Origin of the sequence: Jannaschia pohangensis (assembly GCF_900113875.1) — a bacterium.
Classification (GTDB): Bacteria; Pseudomonadota; Alphaproteobacteria; order Rhodobacterales; family Rhodobacteraceae; genus Jannaschia; species Jannaschia pohangensis.
In genome coordinates this window covers 324,051-341,653 of record NZ_FORA01000003.1, presented here as the reverse complement: position 1 = coordinate 341,653, position 17,603 = coordinate 324,051, and the positions used below count along the sequence as shown (strand labels likewise).

Annotated in this window: 20 protein-coding genes; 4 read left to right on the top strand and 16 right to left on the bottom strand. The window is 65.7% G+C overall.

The genetic code is table 11. The features are described from left to right. Positions 1–80: 80 nt before the first annotated feature. The 6 genes from BM002_RS12755 to BM002_RS12730 form a co-directional block, all read right to left on the bottom strand. Positions 81–461 carry a GNAT family N-acetyltransferase gene (locus tag BM002_RS12755; RefSeq protein ID WP_092781603.1) on the bottom strand — a complete coding sequence of 127 codons (381 nt, stop codon included), beginning with the start codon at positions 459–461 and terminating at the stop codon, positions 81–83. An 11-nt stretch (positions 462–472) separates the two neighbouring features. Continuing rightward, positions 473–1,096, bottom strand: coding sequence for a tRNA (adenosine(37)-N6)-threonylcarbamoyltransferase complex dimerization subunit type 1 TsaB (tsaB, locus tag BM002_RS12750; protein WP_092781600.1), 624 nt, complete (start codon positions 1,094–1,096; stop codon positions 473–475). Then, a complete protein-coding gene (locus BM002_RS12745) occupies positions 1,086–1,646 on the bottom strand; it encodes a NifU family protein (RefSeq protein WP_092781597.1) in 561 nt (186 codons plus the stop codon). Before BM002_RS12745 ends, tsaB begins: the two co-directional genes overlap by 11 nt. Before the next feature lie 125 nt (positions 1,647–1,771). After that, positions 1,772–2,227: a universal stress protein gene (locus BM002_RS12740; RefSeq protein WP_092781595.1), complete on the bottom strand. Its 456-nt coding sequence runs from the start codon at positions 2,225–2,227 to the stop codon at positions 1,772–1,774. Positions 2,228–2,256: 29 nt separating this feature from the next. After that, entirely contained in the window at positions 2,257–3,252 is a 996-nt protein-coding gene (locus tag BM002_RS12735; protein WP_092781592.1) for a hypothetical protein, read from the bottom strand. Next, positions 3,249–4,112 (bottom strand): branched-chain amino acid aminotransferase, encoded by an 864-nt coding sequence (locus BM002_RS12730; RefSeq protein ID WP_092782196.1) that lies wholly within the window; start codon positions 4,110–4,112, stop codon positions 3,249–3,251. The genes BM002_RS12735 and BM002_RS12730 overlap by 4 nt, the downstream gene beginning before the upstream one ends. Positions 4,113–4,211: 99 nt before the next feature. Between BM002_RS12730 and BM002_RS12725 the strand changes: the two genes are divergently transcribed. Beyond that, on the top strand, positions 4,212–4,718 hold the full coding sequence (locus tag BM002_RS12725; protein ID WP_175484892.1) for a YdcF family protein: 507 nt from the start codon (positions 4,212–4,214) through the stop codon (positions 4,716–4,718). On the opposite strand, the gene BM002_RS12720 is transcribed toward BM002_RS12725, so the two are convergent. After that, complete coding sequence (locus BM002_RS12720) at positions 4,690–6,987, bottom strand: glycosyl hydrolase family 28-related protein (protein WP_092781588.1); 2,298 nt, start codon at positions 6,985–6,987, stop codon at positions 4,690–4,692. The genes BM002_RS12725 and BM002_RS12720 overlap by 29 nt on opposite strands. A 140-nt stretch (positions 6,988–7,127) precedes the next feature. Next, positions 7,128–8,015: a LysR family transcriptional regulator gene (locus BM002_RS12715; RefSeq protein ID WP_092781585.1), complete on the bottom strand. Its 888-nt coding sequence runs from the start codon at positions 8,013–8,015 to the stop codon at positions 7,128–7,130. A 94-nt stretch (positions 8,016–8,109) separates the two neighbouring features. Between BM002_RS12715 and BM002_RS12710 the strand changes: the two genes are divergently transcribed. Beyond that, positions 8,110–8,490, top strand: a complete 381-nt coding sequence (locus BM002_RS12710; protein WP_092781582.1) for a DUF4260 domain-containing protein — start codon at positions 8,110–8,112, stop codon at positions 8,488–8,490. Between the two features lie 9 nt (positions 8,491–8,499). Here the strand turns inward: BM002_RS12710 and BM002_RS12705 are convergent, their stop codons facing one another. Both BM002_RS12705 and BM002_RS12700 read right to left on the bottom strand, forming a co-directional pair. Continuing rightward, on the bottom strand, positions 8,500–8,892 hold the full coding sequence (locus BM002_RS12705; protein ID WP_092781579.1) for a DUF4864 domain-containing protein: 393 nt from the start codon (positions 8,890–8,892) through the stop codon (positions 8,500–8,502). A gap of 51 nt (positions 8,893–8,943) precedes the next feature. Beyond that, on the bottom strand, positions 8,944–10,518 hold the full coding sequence (locus BM002_RS12700; RefSeq protein ID WP_092781576.1) for a lysine--tRNA ligase: 1,575 nt from the start codon (positions 10,516–10,518) through the stop codon (positions 8,944–8,946). A 91-nt stretch (positions 10,519–10,609) separates the two neighbouring features. Here BM002_RS12700 and BM002_RS12695 point away from each other — a divergent pair, with 91 nt between their 5' ends. Next, positions 10,610–11,026 (top strand): tellurite resistance TerB family protein, encoded by a 417-nt coding sequence (locus BM002_RS12695; RefSeq protein WP_092781573.1) that lies wholly within the window; start codon positions 10,610–10,612, stop codon positions 11,024–11,026. On the opposite strand, the gene BM002_RS12690 is transcribed toward BM002_RS12695, so the two are convergent. The 5 genes from BM002_RS12690 to trpS form a co-directional block, all read right to left on the bottom strand. Next, entirely contained in the window at positions 11,023–11,814 is a 792-nt protein-coding gene (locus BM002_RS12690) for a hypothetical protein (protein WP_092781570.1), read from the bottom strand. The genes BM002_RS12695 and BM002_RS12690 overlap by 4 nt on opposite strands. 32 nt (positions 11,815–11,846) lie before the next feature. Further along, on the bottom strand, positions 11,847–12,875 hold the full coding sequence (locus tag BM002_RS12685; protein WP_092782190.1) for a fatty acid desaturase: 1,029 nt from the start codon (positions 12,873–12,875) through the stop codon (positions 11,847–11,849). 131 nt (positions 12,876–13,006) lie between these two features. After that, positions 13,007–13,516 carry a GNAT family N-acetyltransferase gene (locus BM002_RS12680; protein WP_092781567.1) on the bottom strand — a complete coding sequence of 170 codons (510 nt, stop codon included), beginning with the start codon at positions 13,514–13,516 and terminating at the stop codon, positions 13,007–13,009. Then, entirely contained in the window at positions 13,513–14,031 is a 519-nt protein-coding gene (locus BM002_RS12675) for a hypothetical protein (RefSeq protein ID WP_092781564.1), read from the bottom strand. Before BM002_RS12675 ends, BM002_RS12680 begins: the two co-directional genes overlap by 4 nt. Before the next feature lie 212 nt (positions 14,032–14,243). Continuing rightward, complete coding sequence (gene trpS / locus BM002_RS12670) at positions 14,244–15,257, bottom strand: tryptophan--tRNA ligase (protein ID WP_092781561.1); 1,014 nt, start codon at positions 15,255–15,257, stop codon at positions 14,244–14,246. 57 nt (positions 15,258–15,314) lie between these two features. Between trpS and BM002_RS12665 the strand changes: the two genes are divergently transcribed. Then, on the top strand, positions 15,315–16,025 hold the full coding sequence (locus BM002_RS12665) for a rhomboid family intramembrane serine protease (protein ID WP_092781558.1): 711 nt from the start codon (positions 15,315–15,317) through the stop codon (positions 16,023–16,025). Here the strand turns inward: BM002_RS12665 and murJ are convergent. Further along, positions 16,016–17,593 (bottom strand): murein biosynthesis integral membrane protein MurJ, encoded by a 1,578-nt coding sequence (gene murJ, locus BM002_RS12660; RefSeq protein ID WP_092781555.1) that lies wholly within the window; start codon positions 17,591–17,593, stop codon positions 16,016–16,018. The two genes, BM002_RS12665 and murJ, sit on opposite strands and share 10 nt — an antisense overlap. Between the last annotated feature and the right edge of the window lie 10 nt (positions 17,594–17,603).

The window sequence follows — 17,603 nt, the reverse complement described above, 5'->3', positions numbered from 1 at the left end:
CCCCGGATCCGATTGATGGCCCCGATAAGGCCGCAGGGTCACGGGAACGTCAACCTGTTCGCGATCCTCGTGACCCGGGGTCAGAGCATCTTGCGCAGGATCAGGGCATCGGTGCCGTCATAGTAGCCGCCGCGCCGACCGACTTGCCCCCATCCGGCCCCAAGATAGAGCGCCAGGGCCGGGGCGTTGTCGGCGGCCACCTCCAGAAACGCCTTGCGGGCGGCCTTGCGTCGCGCCCTGTCCTCGAAGTCGGCCAGAAGGGCGCGCCCCGCGCCACGGCGTCGATGGGTGGGGTCGACGACAAGGGTCAGCAATTCGGCCTCCTCTGAGATCACCCGGCCCAGGACAAAGCCATCGTCGGTCGCACAGAATATCCCCGCCGGATCGTCGCGCGCCGCGACAAGTGACGCTTCGGACCAGCGGGCCGCTCCGGCAAAGACCACGGCATGCAGTCGGGCCATGCGGGCGGGTGTCACGGCAAAAGGACCGGCGGCCGGTCCGACGCGGGCGCGGCATCGGCGGGGCGCAGATAGACAGGGGCCGGTCGCGCCCGTCCCGGCGCGGCCCGGGCGGCGGCGATGCGCGCAATGCTGGTTGCCAGATCGGGTGCCGGCTCGACCGCCCGACCCGTGGCCGCCGCGACCACGGGCGCCGCAGGCCCCGTCAGAGGTGCATGCCAATTGACAGGCAGGTCATCCGGATCGATCAGGCGGATATCCCCCTGCCATGCCATGTGGACCTGATCGCGGGGCGCGGGCAGGCAGACGATCACGTCCCGCCCGTCGGCATAGGCCTCGGACAGGCTCACCCCCTCGGACGGGATGCCAAGGCCAAGCGACAGGCCCCGTGCGGCAGCCACCGAAATGCGGACGCCCGTGAAATTGCCGGGCCCTGTGCCGACGCCGATCACGTCCAGATCCGCCCATGTCGCGCCACCCTGGACCAGAACCGCTTCCAGAAGCGGCATCAGGCGTTCGGCCTGTCCCTTGCGCATCTCTTCGATTTGGGTGGCCAGAACCCGGTCGCCCGAGACGAGAGCGGCCGCGCAATGCGCGGCCGATGTGTCGAAAGCGAGCGTCAGGCGGTCAGACGGCAACCGGCCGGACCTCCAGCACTTCGGGAATGTAATGCCGAAGCAGGTTCTCGATCCCCATTTTCAGCGTCATGGTCGACGACGGGCAACCGGCGCAGGCGCCTTTCATCTGCAGATAGACCACCCCACGCTCGAACCCGTGGAAGGTGATGTCGCCGCCATCCTGCGCCACGGCGGGCCGGACGCGGGTGTCGAGAAGTTCGGTGATCTGGCTGACGATGGCGCTGTCTTCCTCGGCGTGGTTGGCGCCGTGGGCCGCCTCGGCCGCGCCTTCCATGATCGGCTCACCCGACTGGTATTGTTCCATGATCGCGCCCAGGATCGAGGGCTTCACGTGGTCCCATTCGGTCGCGTCATCTTTGGTCACGGTGATGAAGTCGATCCCGAAGAACACGCCCGACACACCGCCGATCGCAAAGAGACGCCGCGCAAGCGGCGACTTCTCGGCGGCCTCGGCGGTCGGAAAATCGGCGGTCCCGGCCTCCAGCACGGTCTGTCCCGGCAGGAACTTGAGCGTCGCGGGGTTCGGAGTCGTTTCGGTCTGGATGAACATGGTGCACCTCTGGTGTGTCGACCATCTATGTGAGGTTCCAGCCGGTCGGTGTCAATAAGTTGGAACGATTCTAAGCCTGTCCTGCGCCGCGACGCGCCGCCGGACGTCAGCAGATCGCCGTCACGTCAGGCGATCCCCTCCAGTTGCTCCTTGGACAGGTTTCCCGGCACCAGCGTCATCGGAACCGGCAATTCCCCCGCCGATTTCGCAAGCTGTGTGACCAGCGGGCCCGGGCCCTTGCCTTCGGCCGAGGCGCCGAGGACCAGAACGCCGATCTCCGCATCCTCCCGGACCTGCGCCAGGATTTCGTTCACCGGCTCACCCTCGCGGATGACCAGATGGGGGTCGAGGTTGTGCTTGTCCCGCATCCATTTGGCGAAGACTTCGAAATGGGCGACGATCCGTTCCCGTGCCTCTTCGCGCATGATGTCGCCGACGCCGATCCAGTGGTTGAACTCATCGGGCGGAATGACCGACAGAACCTCGACCCCGCCGCCCGTGTGCTCGGCCCGCAGGGCGGCGAACCGCATCGCGTTCAGGCATTCGCGGCTATCGTCCAGAACGACGAGGAACTTGCGCATCTGTGTATCCGGGATAGTTTCTTCTGCGGTCAGCTTTGCCCGCTTGCGCGCGGGCTGTCCACTGCCTTGGACAGGAGGGTCCGGGCGACCACGCCCCCCAGGCGGACGGCCAGAACCATGGCGACCTGGGTCAAGCACAGCCACAGCAGTATCAGCGTGCCCGCGGCCATCCGGCTGAGCCGCAGGGTCGCGCGAAAGGCGCGGGCCTTGCCAAGGGTGGCCAGCGTGCGGGTGGTGCGCGGTCCCGCCGCCTCGGCCACGCGGGCCAATCGTGCGGCATCTTCGGGCGTGTCGACAAGGCGCATCAGCCGCAGGGTCTCGGGGGCAGATGTGGCCGCGCGAACCGCCCCCAGATCCGCTGCAACCGCCTGAAGGACGGGCCGCTTGGCCACATCCGTCACGTCCAGAAGGCGGGTCAGGCCGGGTGTCAACGTCCCCATCCGCCGTGCGATCCGCAGCATCCCTGCCCCGGCCTTCACACTCAGGCTGGACCCGCCCGACATCACGACGGCCCCCGTTGCCCCCAGTCCGACGACCGCAAGGCCCGCGTCGATGCCGTCAATGTCCTCCTCGTTCCACCAGGCGATGCCCGCGCGGCGCAGCGCATTCGCGTCGCCCAGAGGCGACAGTTCAAACGGAACGGCGCAGGCCGCCAACTGCCGGATCGAAGGGCAACTCCCCACATCGACCATACAGGCCGCGCAATCCGCCGCGGCCGCCGTCCATCCGCTGCGGCTCGCGATCATCGCCTCTGCGGCGCGGGTGTCGACGGGGCGTTCCAGGTCGCGGGCCAGATCGATGAGCATTTCGGCCCGGTCCAGATCCTCCGCCTGCGTGGCCTGATCCAGTTCCGCCGTGATCCATTCGGTGGTCGCCGCGCGCCGTACCTGCCGCTCCAGCGTCAGGATCAGATCGACCTTCCCCCGCTCCACCAGAGGTGCTGCCAACGGGTTCGTCGATAGCGCCCAGGCCGTCGCCCCCATCGTCACCACAAGCGGAAACGCCCGGAGCGCGGCCAGGATCATGCCGCCGACAGCGCCCAGTCCCAGTACATCTCGCGCACCCGGCGGGTCACCGGGCCGACCTGATACTGGCGGTCGTCGAAGGCGGTTACGGGCGTCACCTTGGTCAGGTTTCCGGACAGGAACACCTCGTCCGCATTGCGGAAATCGTCGAAGGTCAGCACGGTTTCCCGAACGTCCACCCCGTCGGCGCGCAGGTTGGCGATGTGCCGCGCCCGGGTGATCCCCGACAGGAAGGTGCCATTGGCGATCGGCGTGAAGATCTCGCCGTCGCGCACCATGAAGACGTTGGCGGTGGCGCTTTCGGCGACATTGCCCATCACATCCGCGACCAGCGCGTTGCCGAAGCCCGCCCGCTGCGCTTCGGCCAACATGCGGGCGTTATTTGGGTAAAGGCAGCCCGCCTTGGCGTCGCAGACCGCGTCCTCCAGAACCGGTCGGCGGAATTTGGTGGTGGTCAGGGTCGTCGTGCGGTCGGGCGCATGCATCGCGACCTCTTCGAGGCAGATGGCGAAACCGGTTTCCTCGGTCGACGGCACAAGGCCAAGCTCGCTGCCATGGATGCCCCAGTACATCGGGCGGATATAGACCGCCGCATCGGGCGCAAAGCCCGCCAGACCCTCGTGCACGATCTCGACCATGTCCTCGGGCTTGACCGTAGGCTTCAGCATCAGCGCTTCGGCCGACCGATTGACCCGGGCGCAATGCCGGTCGAGATCGGGGGTCACGCCCTCGAACCGGCGCGCGCCGTCAAAGACGGAACTGCCCTGCCACATCCCGTGATCGGCGGCCCGCATCACCGGCACATCGCCGTCATGCCAACGGCCATCGAAATAGGTGCGGATCACGGTGCCGAAGGCCATGGGGGTCTCTCCTGTCTGATTGCCGCGAACGATAGGGCCGCAGCGGACACGCGTCCAGCCGCCCTTGCGCGCTGCGCCATCCCGCGCCAGACCCCTGGCATGACCGCCCCCCGCTCTGTCCCGCGCATCGCCATCGTCCTCGGGGCCGCCGTCCGCCCGGATGGCTCGGCCTCGCCCACCCTGGCGCTGCGCGTCGATCACGCGGTGGACCTTCTGCTGGCGGGTCAGGTGGACCGGCTGTGCCTGACCGGCGGACAGGGCCGCCATGGCCGGGCCGAAGCGGTGGTTGCCCGCGATCTGGCGCTGGCCCGGGGTGTGCCCGACGCCGCCCTCCTGATCGAGGACCTCTCGGCCTCCACCTTCGAAAACCTGACCGGCGCGCTGGCCCTGGTGCCGCCGGGCGCAACGCTCACCCTCGTGTCAAACCGCTGGCACCTGCCGCGCGCCTGGCTGATCCTGCGCCTTCTGGGCCATCGCGCCCGCCTGTCGGGGCCACGGGCGCGCACGCCTGCGCACAAGACAATGGCGGCAATCCTGCGAGAGATCGCCGCCACACCCGTCTCAGTCGGTCGCGCCCTTACCCGGGGGTATCGCAACGGGCGGTGACAAAGACCTTGCCTTTGACCGCCTCGGGCCAGGTCAGCCGGATCGACTGGCTGTCCCCGCCGATGCGGCCCTGCGCATAGGGTGCTGCCCAGACCACCGTGTTGTTCCCGCGACGCAAGGGACCCTCGGGCATGACCGACGTGACGATCCGCGCATGTCCCCGGAACGGCAGGGTGTTCGTCAGATCGGCATCCCAGGTGGCCGACGGCGTGTTTTCCGTCACGGCGACCAGCGTGGGATTCTCGCACCGGTTGTTGACCGCATGGAACGTGTTGGAGTTGAAGTTCACGTCCACGAACCGGCTGTAGTCCAGGTCCGCATGGGTGGTATCCACGAAATCCACCCGGTTCAGCGCCTGACCCCGGATCGTCTTGAAGTTGTTGCCGGACACCGTCATCCCGTTGATGAAATGCCCGCTGCCATAGGGTTTGATGTGCAGCGGCGCATAGCTCGACGCCACGTTCGACGAAAAGATGATGTTGCCGACAATCTGCAAGCCACCGAACGACAGCTCTGCCGAAAAGTCAGGCTCGGGGTCGTATTCGTTCGTCCACTCCAGATAGGCGTTGTCGACATAATTGCCCACGAACACCGTCTTGGCCTGCGGATCGGCAAAGATGATGCCGGCCGTCCGTTGGCCGATACTGGGGCTGTCACCCTGGAAGAAGTGGTTGCCGGTGATGATATGCCCCGACCCGCCCAGCACCGCAAAATGGCGAAAGCGCACGGCCCGGTTGTTGCGGATCTTGACGTCGTTGGCGTTGACGTTGAATCCGATGCTGACGCGGTCCTCGACATTGGCCTGCTGCTCGTTCGACAGGAACTGGCACCGGTCGATGAGCAGGCCCTGACATCCCAAACCGTGACTGGTCAGCCCGCGATCCTTCGGCCCGCTGAAGAAGCAGTCCTTCACATGGAAGATCACACCGGCCGGCGGCAGCAGGATGCCCGACGCCTTGCCCGACAGCAAAAGCTCCACATTCTCGAGCGAGAACCGCTGCAATTGTGCGAAGCCGCTGAAATCCAGAGCGTATTTGAAGCGGTCGAAGGTATAGGTCTGCCGCCCCGGCGCCCCCCAGAGCGGATTGCTCAGCTCGATCCAGCCCGCGCTGTTGTTCTTGGACAGAACATAGATTTCCCGGCCCACACCCTGAGGCCCGCGAACCAGCGACCCGACCTTGATGGTCCCGATGTTCTGCACATTCGTCAGGCGACGTGGGTTGTCGGCGGTAAAGCTCGCCGCCGCCGTCACGCGCTCGGTGTTGAAGGCGGCGGTGTCCTGCACGTCGATCTGACCGTTCTGGATCGATCGCTGGTTGGCGTAGGTGTCCTTGTCGAATACCGCCGCCTGCACGTCCAGCGGTTGCGACAGCTCGATCCGGCGCCCCATCATGTCCAGCGTGTCATGGTCGGTGAAGTTGAACAGGGCCTGGATCGCCCGGCGAAACCCCTCCTCCTCGTCGCCGAAGGCATCGATATAGCTGTTGAGTTCGAAATTCTTGGTCAGGCTCAGGCGCTTCGACGCGGGCATCGTGACCCGGCCCTCGAACCGGGTCGGCGATTCCATCGTCACGTGATCGTCCAGCCGGAAGACCCCCTTCGACACCAGAACCGACCGCCCCGCGGCGGCGTTGTCGGCGGCGGCAAAGGCGGCGGTGTCGTCGGTCACCCCGTCTCCCTTGGCGCCGAAATCGCGCACGTCGACCCAGTCCATCATGTCGCGCAGGAAGGCGCCGGTGATGTCCTCGACCTCGATGTCGTCGACCCGCACGACTCCGCCGTTCGGGCCCAGGAATTCCAGCCCCAGATGCGCAAAGGCCACGTCCGACCCCCAGGCCATGTCCACGCCGCCACGCCCGCCCGTGCCCAGGATCGCCGTCACCGTCACGACCCGGCCATAGGCGGTCAGCGTGGTCTCGGACCCCGCCGTGACGACCCCGGACACGACGCTTCCGTTCGCCCGGACCGGCGTCGCCGCCGCACGCACGCGGGGCAGGTTGCCCGACACGGCCTTCACCCGCGCCGTGATGCGATAATAGCAGCCCGGGAAAATCGGCGTCGCCCCCATGAACCGGATGCGCTGCAGGCTGTCCGCCTTGATCAGCTCCAGGCAGGACGCGAAATCCTGATCCGCCGGGACGATCGCGGCGTTGCCCGCGTTGGCATAGGTGTCGGTGCCCGGACGCCCGTCCTCGAGCGACCAGACATTCAGCCCCGCCTCGAACTTCGGCGGCGTCAGCACCAGCCCCTCGGTTATCGCCTTGTTCATTCCAGTCCCCTTCATGTCAGGTCCAAAACAGCAAAGGACCGCCCATCGGCCTGGCCGGGACGGTCCTCATCTGTGCGCAAATCCATCGCGGGACAGACCCGCCGATATGGGGAACCTGATCGCGAACACTTAACGGATGGTTAACGAACGCCGGTTGGGTCCGCACCGAAGGCTGCCACCATCATATCGAAGCTTCGCCGAATGCGGGGCAGGGCGATCTGATCCTCATGGGCAGCGATCCAGACCTGCAGGTCCATTCCCCAATTCGGCGCGATCCGCCGCAGGTCCAGGCGCGCGGCGATCCCGCACTGACACACACCCGCGCCCACGCCCCCTGCGATGGCGGCGATCTGCGTCACCTGATCGTCGGTGTGCAGCGCGATCCGCGCCGGTTCCGTCAGCCCCATCTGTGCCGCAGCCACCGCCAGAAATCGCGCGCGGTCGTCCCAGACAAAGGGCGTCTGCGCCAGATGCGCGTGGAGATCCGCCTCGTCCGGACAGATCGACGTGAAATCGCGGGCCACAAAGACACCGACCGGACGTGCCGTCACCTTGCGCGCGACAATCGCCTCCTGATCGGGCAACGCGAGCCGAACGGCGATGTCGGCATCCCGCCGCATCAGGTTCTCGACCCTGTTCTCCGCCACCAGTTCCACGGTCAGATCCGGGTGCAGCCTGCGCAATTCCGCCAGCGGGGCGGGCATCAGATAGGTTGCGAAAATCTGCGGACAGGTGATCCGGACAACCCCCGAGACCCGGTCTATGTCCCCTTGGGCCGTCCGCAAGAAGGCCCGCGCCATTGCCTCGATCCCCTCGGCCATCGGCATCAGCGCAAGGGCCTCCGCCGTCGGGGTCATTCCATTCTCGGCCCGTGTAAACAGCCTGACGCCCAGCGTCTGCTCCAACGCCTCGATCTGCCGCCGCACCGTAGGTTGCGCTCGTCCCAAGGCCCGCGCTGCCGCCGACAGGCTTCCAAGGCGGACGACAGCCTCGAAGGCGATGATCAGATCGGCGGAAGGGCTGCTCATCAAAATTGTATAGGCGGCCCATCAACGTCCAGCAATTCCTATCCAGCCTCCCACAGGTTCAACTCCCCGCGTCCCCTAACCTCCAAGGCTCCCTATGACGCCCTTCACCACACCCCTGCCACCCCCGCTCCGCCACACCCTGCGACTCGAAGGCGCCGCCGTCGCCGTCGCCGCGACCCTGGCCTATGCCCACACGGGCCACAGTTGGTTGCTCTTTGCAGGCCTGCTCCTCACGCCTGACCTCTTCATGGCAGGCTACCTGCGCGGACCCCGAGTTGGCGCGCGTCTCTACAACATTGGCCACACCTATACGACGCCGCTCGCCCTCGCCGCCGCCGGATGGCTGTCGATGACGGCGCTGCCCCTGTCGCTCTCATTGATCTGGGTTGCCCATATCGGAATGGACCGCGCCGCTGGCTACGGTCTCAAATACCCGACCGGGTTCCGTCGCAGCCACCTGTCGTCCCCGGACTAGGGCGGCAGGTCACGCCCCCACTTCGGGCGCGCGCAGGATCTCGACACCGGCGATCTTCCAGCCATCCGCCGTCTCGACCATGGAATAGCGCAGCTTGTGCAACCGTCCGAACCCGTCGGTGATCAGGACGTCCTGCGTCCACAACCCGCCTTGGTCGTCGGCCCCGAGGTATTCCACCGTCCCCGGCTGCCAGACCATCGGATAGCCCTGCCGAACCATCGTTCCGAAACGGTCAGCCGTGCCGAACATGCCCTGGATGTTGGGCGCGGCGAAGGTGAAGGCGGTATCGAAATCATCCACCTTGAAGGCGTCGATCTGGCTTCCGATGACGCCCCGGATCGCGCCTTCGTCGGCCTGTGCCATCCCTGTCGCCAGGATCAGTGCCGCAATCAGTCGTTTCATGCTCAACCCTCCGCCGATGCCCCGGAAATCCTAGGGCACGGCGGCGGCGGTTCAATCCCCGACCAGCGACCCCGCCAGCGCAGCGTCGATAAGGTCCGCCGTCTCGGCTACCCCGTAGAGCGCGATGAAGCCGCCGAAGCGGGGCCCCTGATCGGCACCCAGCAACACCTGATACAGTGCCATGAACCAATCGCGCATGGGATCGAACCGGTCGCGGCCCACGTCATAGACCAGCTGCTGCAATGCCTCGTCCGACACCTCGCCCTCCCAGGTCCGCAACCCGTCGCGCAAGGCCTCCAGCGCCGCGCGCTCGGCCTCGGTGGGCTGGCGGTACACCTTGGTGGGCTTCACGAAGTCATTGAAAAAGCGCACCGCCCCCTCGGCGGCCCGGTCCATCTGCGGGTTCCCCTCGGGCGAGGCATCGGGCGCATAGCGGTTGATGAAGCCCCACAAAACGTCCTTGTCCTCGGCCCCCGACACGCTGGCGATGTTGAGCAGCATGGCGAAGGGCACCACCATATCCGACGCGGGCACGTCGCCGCCATGGATGTGGAACACCGGGTTGGCCGCCTGCTGCGCCGCGTCCTGATCGGGATAGGCCCGCAGCTGCTGATGATACTCGTCCACGGCCTTCGGGATCACGTCGAAATGCATCCGCTTGGCCGTCTTGGGCTTCAGATACATGAAATACGACAGGCTCTCGGTCGCCGCATAGGTCAGCCATTCGTCGATGGTCAGCCCGTTGCCGGACGTCTTCGAAATCTTGTGCCCATCGGCATCGAGGAACAGCTCATAGGTATAGTTCTCGGGCGCCTTGCCCCCCAGCGCCCGACAGATCCCGCCATAGATCGGCGTATTCGTCGCGTGATCCTTGCCGTAGATCTCGAAATCCACGCCCAGCGCGGCCCAACGCGCCCCGAAATCGGGCTTCCACTGGAACTTCACGTTCCCGCCCGTCACCGGCACCGTCCATTCGCGCCCGTCCTCGTCGTCGAAGGTTACCGTGCCCGCCTTCGCATCCACATGCTTCATCGGCACGTAAAGGACGCGCCCCGTCTCGGGATGGATCGGCAGGAAGATGGAATAGGTCTGCTGCCGCTCCTCGCGCAGCGACTTCAGCATGATCGCCATCAGGTCGTCATACCGCTCCGCCGCGCGCAGCAGCGTCTCGTCGAACTGGCCCGAACGATAGAAATCGGTCGCGGAAATGAACTCGTACTCGAACCCGAAGGTGTCGAGGAACTTGCGCAACCGCGCATTGTTGTGATGCCCGAAACTCTCGTGCGTCCCGAAAGGGTCCGGTACGCTGGTCAGCGGCTTTTGCATATGCGCGCGCAACGCCTCCGGGTCAGGCACGTTGTCGGGCACCTTGCGCATCCCGTCCAGATCGTCCGAAAAACAGATCAGCCGCGTGGGAATGTCCGAAATCACCTCGAACGCGCGCCGGATCATGGTGGTGCGCGCCACTTCCCCGAAGGTCCCGATATGCGGCAATCCCGACGGCCCATAGCCCGTCTCGAACAGGACATGGTCCTTCGATTGCCCCTCCACCCGCTTCAACAATTTGCGGGCCTCTTCGAACGGCCAGGCCTTCGATGTCAGGGCGGCGTCGCGCAAACGTGTCATGATGCGGGGTCCTTCATGGGATGGAAGCGGCCTTCCCCCTATTGCGGCAGTGCCGGGTCGTCAATAAATCCCATCACGTAAGGAGTTCCCGATGACCGATGCCGCCTTTTCCGCCCAGGACGCCCTCGTCGCCCTGATGATCACCGTTTCGGCGTCCGACGCCACCATCCGCACGTCCGAGCTGCTGACGATCCAGTCCATCGTCAACCACCTGCCGATCTTCGCGGGCTTCGACGAGGATCGGATGGAACAGATCGCCCAGACCGTCTTCGACCTGCTGGAGGAGGAGGACGGGCTCGACGCCATCCTCGGCCTGATCCGCGACGCCATCCCCGAAACGCATTACGAAACCGCCTATGCGCTGGCCTGCGATGTCGCCGCCGCCGACGGCAAGGTTTTCCAGACCGAGTTGGAGCTGCTGCGCGAAATCCGCTACGATTTCAACCTCGATCCCCTGCACGCCGCCGCCATCGAACGCGGCGCCCGCGCGCGCCACCTCAAGCTCTAGTCCAGCGTCAGTGTCAGCCCGGTAACTGCCTCGAAATCGGCGCGCAGCCGGGCTGCTTCCTGCGGGGTGGGAATATATCCGAAGGACGATTCCGTGAGGGACGTCGTAATCCGCTGCAACGGGAAATTGTAGCAATAGAACCCGACGCTGACCGGCTCCGCCTCCGACAGGCCAAAGAACCGCGCCGCATGGAAATCGACCGTCAGGCAGATACTGTCCAATTCGTTCGTCGCCGCCACCAGGATCGCGCGATAGGACCCCGACAATCGGCCGTCGCGGTCCGTGGCGATATCGTAGTCGTCTGCCGAAAGGCCCGGGGGGCCAAAGGGGATGGTCGTCATCCGTTGCGACGAATAGTCCGGCATCGCCGCGTCCGGAACGGTGTCGCGGGGACGCGCCGGGTCGAACACGCAATGCTCTCCCTCTGCGGGGCATTGATAGACTTCGCCATAAAGCGTTCCGCTCGCATCGCTCGGGGTGACCACGACCGTCAATCCGGGCGGCACCTCTTCCGGGTATGAGGCGAAAAAAGCGTCCAGCCCCTCGACGACGCCCCCGTCCAGCGGGGCGACGACGTGGACATTGCTCACGGGATAATTCGCTCGGTAGAGCTGCCGCAATTCGGGCGCGGGAAGGGCGCGGATCATGTCGGCGAGCGTATTCGTCCCGGCCAGATCAGGTACCTTCGGGTCGCCCGCATCCTGGGCCAGCGCAGCCGATGCGGACAGGTCCAGCAGCGCGACCAACAACAATCCGGTTCCGACCGTGCGCAGCAACTTTGGCGACATCGAGCCCTCCTCAGTCAGTCGGCCAAACACCCTCAAGCCACCTTAGCATCTCGGAACGACAGCAGCCGCTTGCTCTTCTCGTCCCACAGATGCAGCCGCGCATTGGTCAGGCTCTCGCGAATGGTCATGCGGTTGCCCTCCGACAGGACTGCGTGATCGCGCAGCACTTCGGGCAAGCGATAGAACGGAATGCGACTATAGAGATGGTGGACATGGTGGATGCCGATGTTCCCGCTCAGCCATTGCAGAACGGCGGGCAAAACGTAATGCGAACTGCCGCGCAGCGCCGCCTCGTGCAGGTCCCAATCCGGCTCCCTGTCCCACAGCGTCGCCTCGAACTGGTGCTGCACATAGAACAGCCAGACCCCCGCCGCCGCCGCCAGCAACGTCATCGGCACAAAGATCAGCAGCACGGGCATCAGCCCGCCGAAATAGATGATCGCCACCAGCACGGCCACGATGGCCGCATTGGTGTACATTGCACTCGCCCAATACCGGGCCTGCGCCATCAGGCCCAACGGCACCCGGTTTTGCAGGAAGAACAGGTATCCCGGCCCCAGGCCGAACAGCACGATGGGATGTCGATAGAGGCGATACACGAACCGCCCCCAGGCGCTCAGCTCGCGGTATTCCGCCACGGTCAGCGTATGCACATCGCCGATCCCGCGCCGCGACAGGTTGCCCGATGCGCCGTGATGGATGGCATGGGTCCGCCGCCACACGTCATAGGGCGTCAAAGTGACGACCCCCAGAACCCGGCCCACCCAATCGCTCAGCGTGCGGTTGTCGAAAAACGCCCCATGCCCGCAATCGTGCTGGATCACGAAAAGCCGCAACAGGAACGCCGCGTTGACCGTCGAAATCGCCAGGGTCAGCCACAGGCTCACCGACAGCGACGCCCAGGCCAGCGCCCAGAGAATGATGAAAGGCAGTACCGTCGCCGCCAATTCGAACGAACTCCGCCAGGCGTTCGGGGCGCGATATCCGGACAGGACCTTGATCCAGTCGCGCGCATGTTGCTTGTCGGTCGTCTGCCGATCCAGTCCGCTCGTGTCGCCCATGTACCCGCTCGTTTTGTTGTTGCGGCATTGATAGCGATAATCGCCCCCCGGGCAACGATCATCGCTGTCCAAGTGACGACTTGCCGCGATCCGTCGCCCCAACGGTTCAGGAACGCCACACTCCGGGGCCATTATGGCAGAAGAAGGGTGTATACATTGTTGAGATAGGCCTGATCGTCGATCCGGAATTCCGTCTGGCCGACCTGCACGAAGCCGCGCCGCAGGTAGAACGCGATAGCGGGCGCGTTCTCGGCGTTGGTCGCCAGCCAGACCGAGGTCACGCCCTGCGCCCGACACTGCGCCATCGCCGCGTGCAGCAAACGCGTGCCCACCCCCGTCCCATGGTGGCGCGGCTGAACATAGAAAGTGGCGATTTCCGTGTCGCACGCCCCCTGCACCGGGTCAGGCGTCCCGGTCGACAGGCGGATGAACCCGTCGATTCCGTCGACGTTCTCTGACACCAGAAGCACCTGAGCCGGGTCGGACAGCAGGGCCTCGGTTCTGGCCGCCGTGAACTCCGACAGGACGAAATCGGCGAAATGGGCGTTGATGCCCCGGCGCAGATAGGTCCCGACCCAGACTTCGATGGACAGCGCCGCGATGCTCGATGCATCCGCCAGCGTCGCAGCGCGCACCGTCACGCCCGGACCTCTGCCCGCACCGCCCGGAGCAGCATGCCGACCACCTGCAACACCTCGGCCCGGTCGTCCGCCAGTGCCACAGGCCGGATCGTTGGGGGGCGGTCTCCGCCAGACCAGATCAGGCGGTCGTCCTCCTTGATCCCGGTCATGCCGGGAACAAACTCCGTGTTCACGGCCCGCCCATTCATCCGCTCGAAGTACCAGTCGCGGATTCCGTCATAGGGCAGGCACCCAAAGCCGATGAAGCGCAGAACCTCGCCCCGATTGGGGAAATCCGTCTTCGATCCGGCATCGATATCGGCCAGCACTTCGCAGGCCTGCCCGAACTGCACGGGGGGCATGTCGATCGCGAAATTCCCGGCCGTCGCCAGAAGGTCCAGCTTCACGTGCCCGCAGGCCCACCGCGTCGCCACATCCGCCCAGGCTGCATCGCGCTGCGGATCGCGGAAGGGCAGGCGTGATGCTTCGGTCATCCGGTCGATCTCGGCCCGCCAGCCGGCGGTGCGCGGTGGCATGGGCAACCCGATGGGTGATTCCGTCACGGCCCATTACCCCCGAACGCCTGCCTGTTGCATCCGCGCCCCCCGGCGCGCGCAGGGGGGTGTACAGCCGTATGTACAGGGGGTGTACCGGGGGTGTACGCCGGGTGCCCCCGCCAGACCCCTGCAAAACAAGGGCCGCGCCGTCCGCCCGGCACCCTTCGGCAACACATCCGCAATCATTTCACTCAGCGCACCATACCCACGATGTCATAGACTCGTTCCAGGATCGGAACCGTGATCTCCCGCGCCCTCTCGGCCCCTCGCGACAGGATCCGGTCGATCTCGGACGTGTCCTGCATCAGACGGCTCATCTCGCCCGAAATCGGGGACAGCTTCTCGACCGCCAGATCGGCCAGTTCCTGCTTGAAATAGCCGAACATCTTACCCTCCTGCTCGGCCAGCACGTCGTCCACCGACCGACCCGCCAGCGCGGCATAGATGTTCACGAGGTTGCGCGCATCCGGCCGCCCCTCCAGCCCCGCGGCACTGCCGGGCAGGGGGTCGGGGTCGGTCTTGGCCTTGCGGAACTTCTTGGCAATGGCGTCGGCATCGTCGGTCAGGTTGATGCGGCTGGCATCCACCGGGTCGGACTTCGACATCTTCTTGGTGCCGTCCCGCAACGACATCACCCGCGTCGCCGCCCCCTCGATCACCGGCTCGGTAATGGGAAAGAAATCAACGCCATAGTCGTGATTGAACTTGGTTGCCACATCCCGCGTCAGCTCCAGATGCTGCTTCTGGTCGTCGCCCACGGGCACGTGGGTCGCGTGATAGACAAGGATGTCGGCGGCCATCAGCGCGGGATAGGCGAACAGGCCCAGCGACGCGCCCTCGGCGTTCTCGCCTGACTTGTCCTTCCACTGGGTCATCCGACCCATCCATCCCATCCGCGCCACGCAGTTGAAGATCCAGCCCAGCTGCGCATGCTCCGGCACCTGGCTCTGGTTGATCAGGATGCTCTTCTCGGGGTCGATCCCGCTGGCCAGGAAACCGGCGCACAGCTCCCGCGTGTTGTGGCGCAACGTCGCCGGGTCCTGCCAGACGGTGATGGCGTGCAGGTCGACCATGCAATAGATCGTCTCGTGCGTGCCCGCGTTCTGCATGTCCACGAATTTCGTGATCGCCCCCAGATAGTTGCCCAGGGTCAGCCCGCCCGACGGCTGGATGCCGGAAAAGACGCGCGGTGTGAACTCAGCCATATCGGCCTCCGTAGGTCTGGCGTTGCCGTGGCGCATCGCTTAGCCACCGGGGCCAGCATGGTCAACGAGAGAGACCCGATGGATCCGCGCAACCAGAGCCCCTTCAACGTCCTGCCGCCCACGGTTGTGGCCCTTGCAATCATCATCCTGGGGATCGAGCTGATCTTTCAGGCGGGCGCCCTTGGTCTGGCCGGCGGGCAGCAGGGTCCCGGCTGGCGCATCACGACGCTGGAGCAATGGTCCGTGTCCGAGGTTGTCTGGGACTGGATGTTCGACACCCGCAGCGCGCCGCTCGACCAATTGGCTAGGTTCTTGACCTACCCCTTGCTCCACGGCAGCTTGATCGAAGCCGGGTTTGTGGCCGTCTTCGTCCTCGCCTTCGGCAACGCCATCGCGCCCGTCTATGACACATGGCGTTTTCTTTTGATCTTTTTCGGCGCCTCCATCGACGGCGCGCTGGCCTATCTGATCTTCTTCGACAGTCCGGTGCCGCTGTTTGGCGGGTTTCCGGGCGCTTACGGCCTGATCGGTGCGTTCACCTATCTGACGCTGCGCGGGCTGACCCGGGCCGATCCGTCCAAGGCCTTCGTGTTGTTGGGTTTTCTGATCGCGATCCAGCCGGTCTTCGCCATCGTCACCCTTTCGGGTCTGTCCTTCGTGCCCCGCTGGATCGCGGAAATCGCAGGCGCCGCAACGGGTTACGCGCTGGCGATGATCCTGTTTCCGGGGGCCATCGCGGGCTTCCGCGACCGCATGCGTCAGCGCTGACGCCGCACGGCCCCGCGCAATTCCGCCATCCGCACGGCTCCGAACATCTGGGCAAAGCCGAAATAGCTGACCATCCCGACCAGCACCAGGATGGCCAGCGCCAACCCCCGCCAGGCGCTGTCGAACATCGGGCCCAGGATCAGCATCGTGATGAAAAGCACGCCCCCCATCACCGCCGAGGCGAGCACGATCCGCCACGCCCGCTTGCGCGCGCGGTCGTCCAGCCGGGCCACATCGCCCAAACCCCTGACCCCGCGCCACAGCAGCACGACCATCGCCCAGGCCGCCAGCGTCGTCCCAAGCGCCGCCGCGGCCCACCCGATATAGAACGACAGGCCCACCGCCACGGCGGCATTCACGATCAGCGAAACGATGGCAAACCGCAGCGGACTGCGCGTGTCCTCCCGCGCAAAATACAGGGGTTGCAGGACTTTCTGGAGCACGAAGGCCGGGAGGCCCAAGGCATAGATCATCAGCGCGATCGCGGTGAAAGCCGTGTCGTCCGCATCGAAGGCCCCCCGCTCGAACAGAACCGACACCAGCGGCCCGGGCACCACCAGAAGGGCCACCGCCGAAGGCAGCGTCAGCAGCAGGCTGAACTCGAAGGCGCGGGAATAGGCGTCGCGCTGACCGATCCGGTCATCCGCCCGCACCCTCCGGCTCAGGTCCGGCAGAAGGACGACTCCGATGGCGATCCCCACCACGCCAAGCGGCAATTGGTACAGGCGGTCCGCATAGTTGAGCCAGGCAATCGCCCCGTCGAAATAGCTGGCGACCTGACGCCCGACCAGCAGGTTGATCTGGACCACCCCACCCGCCAGCGCGGCAGGCACCGCAATCACCATCAGGCGCTTCAGATCCGCCGTCATATGCGGCCTGCGACGTGGGAACAGGCGATGCCCCGCCCGCGCCGCCGCCCACCAGACCAGCCCCAATTGTGCCGCTCCGCCCACGGGCACCGACCAGATCAGCGCCTTGCCGACGACCAGTTCGGGCACCGGCGTGGCCATTGGCATCAGGCCCGGGAACAACCAGACCAAGACCATCGCCGCGATGAACACCATGTTGAGCAAGGCCGGCGCCGCCGCCGCCGCCAGGAACCGGCCATTGGAATTGAGCACGCCCGACACCAGCGCGGCCAACGATATCAGGAGGATATAGGGGAAGGCGATCCGCCCGTAGGTCACCGCCAACCCGAAGCGCGCGTCCTCGGCAAAGCCCGACGCCATGGCAAAGACCAGCGCGGGCATGAACACGATCCCGATGACCGAGAACAATGTCAGGATCATCACCATCCCCGCCACTGCATCGCGCGCGAAGGCGTCCGCCTCCTCGCCCTCCGCTTCCAGCTTCTTGGCATAGAGCGGCACGAATGCCATGTTGAACGCGCCCTCGGCAAAGAAGCGGCGGAACATGTTGGGCAGGGAGAAGGCCACGAAGAACGCCTCTGCCGCCACGCCCGTGCCCAGGAACCGCGCGATCAGGATGTCGCGGGCAAACCCCAGAAGCCGCGACAAGAGCGTCCAGCCGCCGACTGTTAGGAAACCTTTGATCAGACGTGGAGCCATCTGGCGTCTC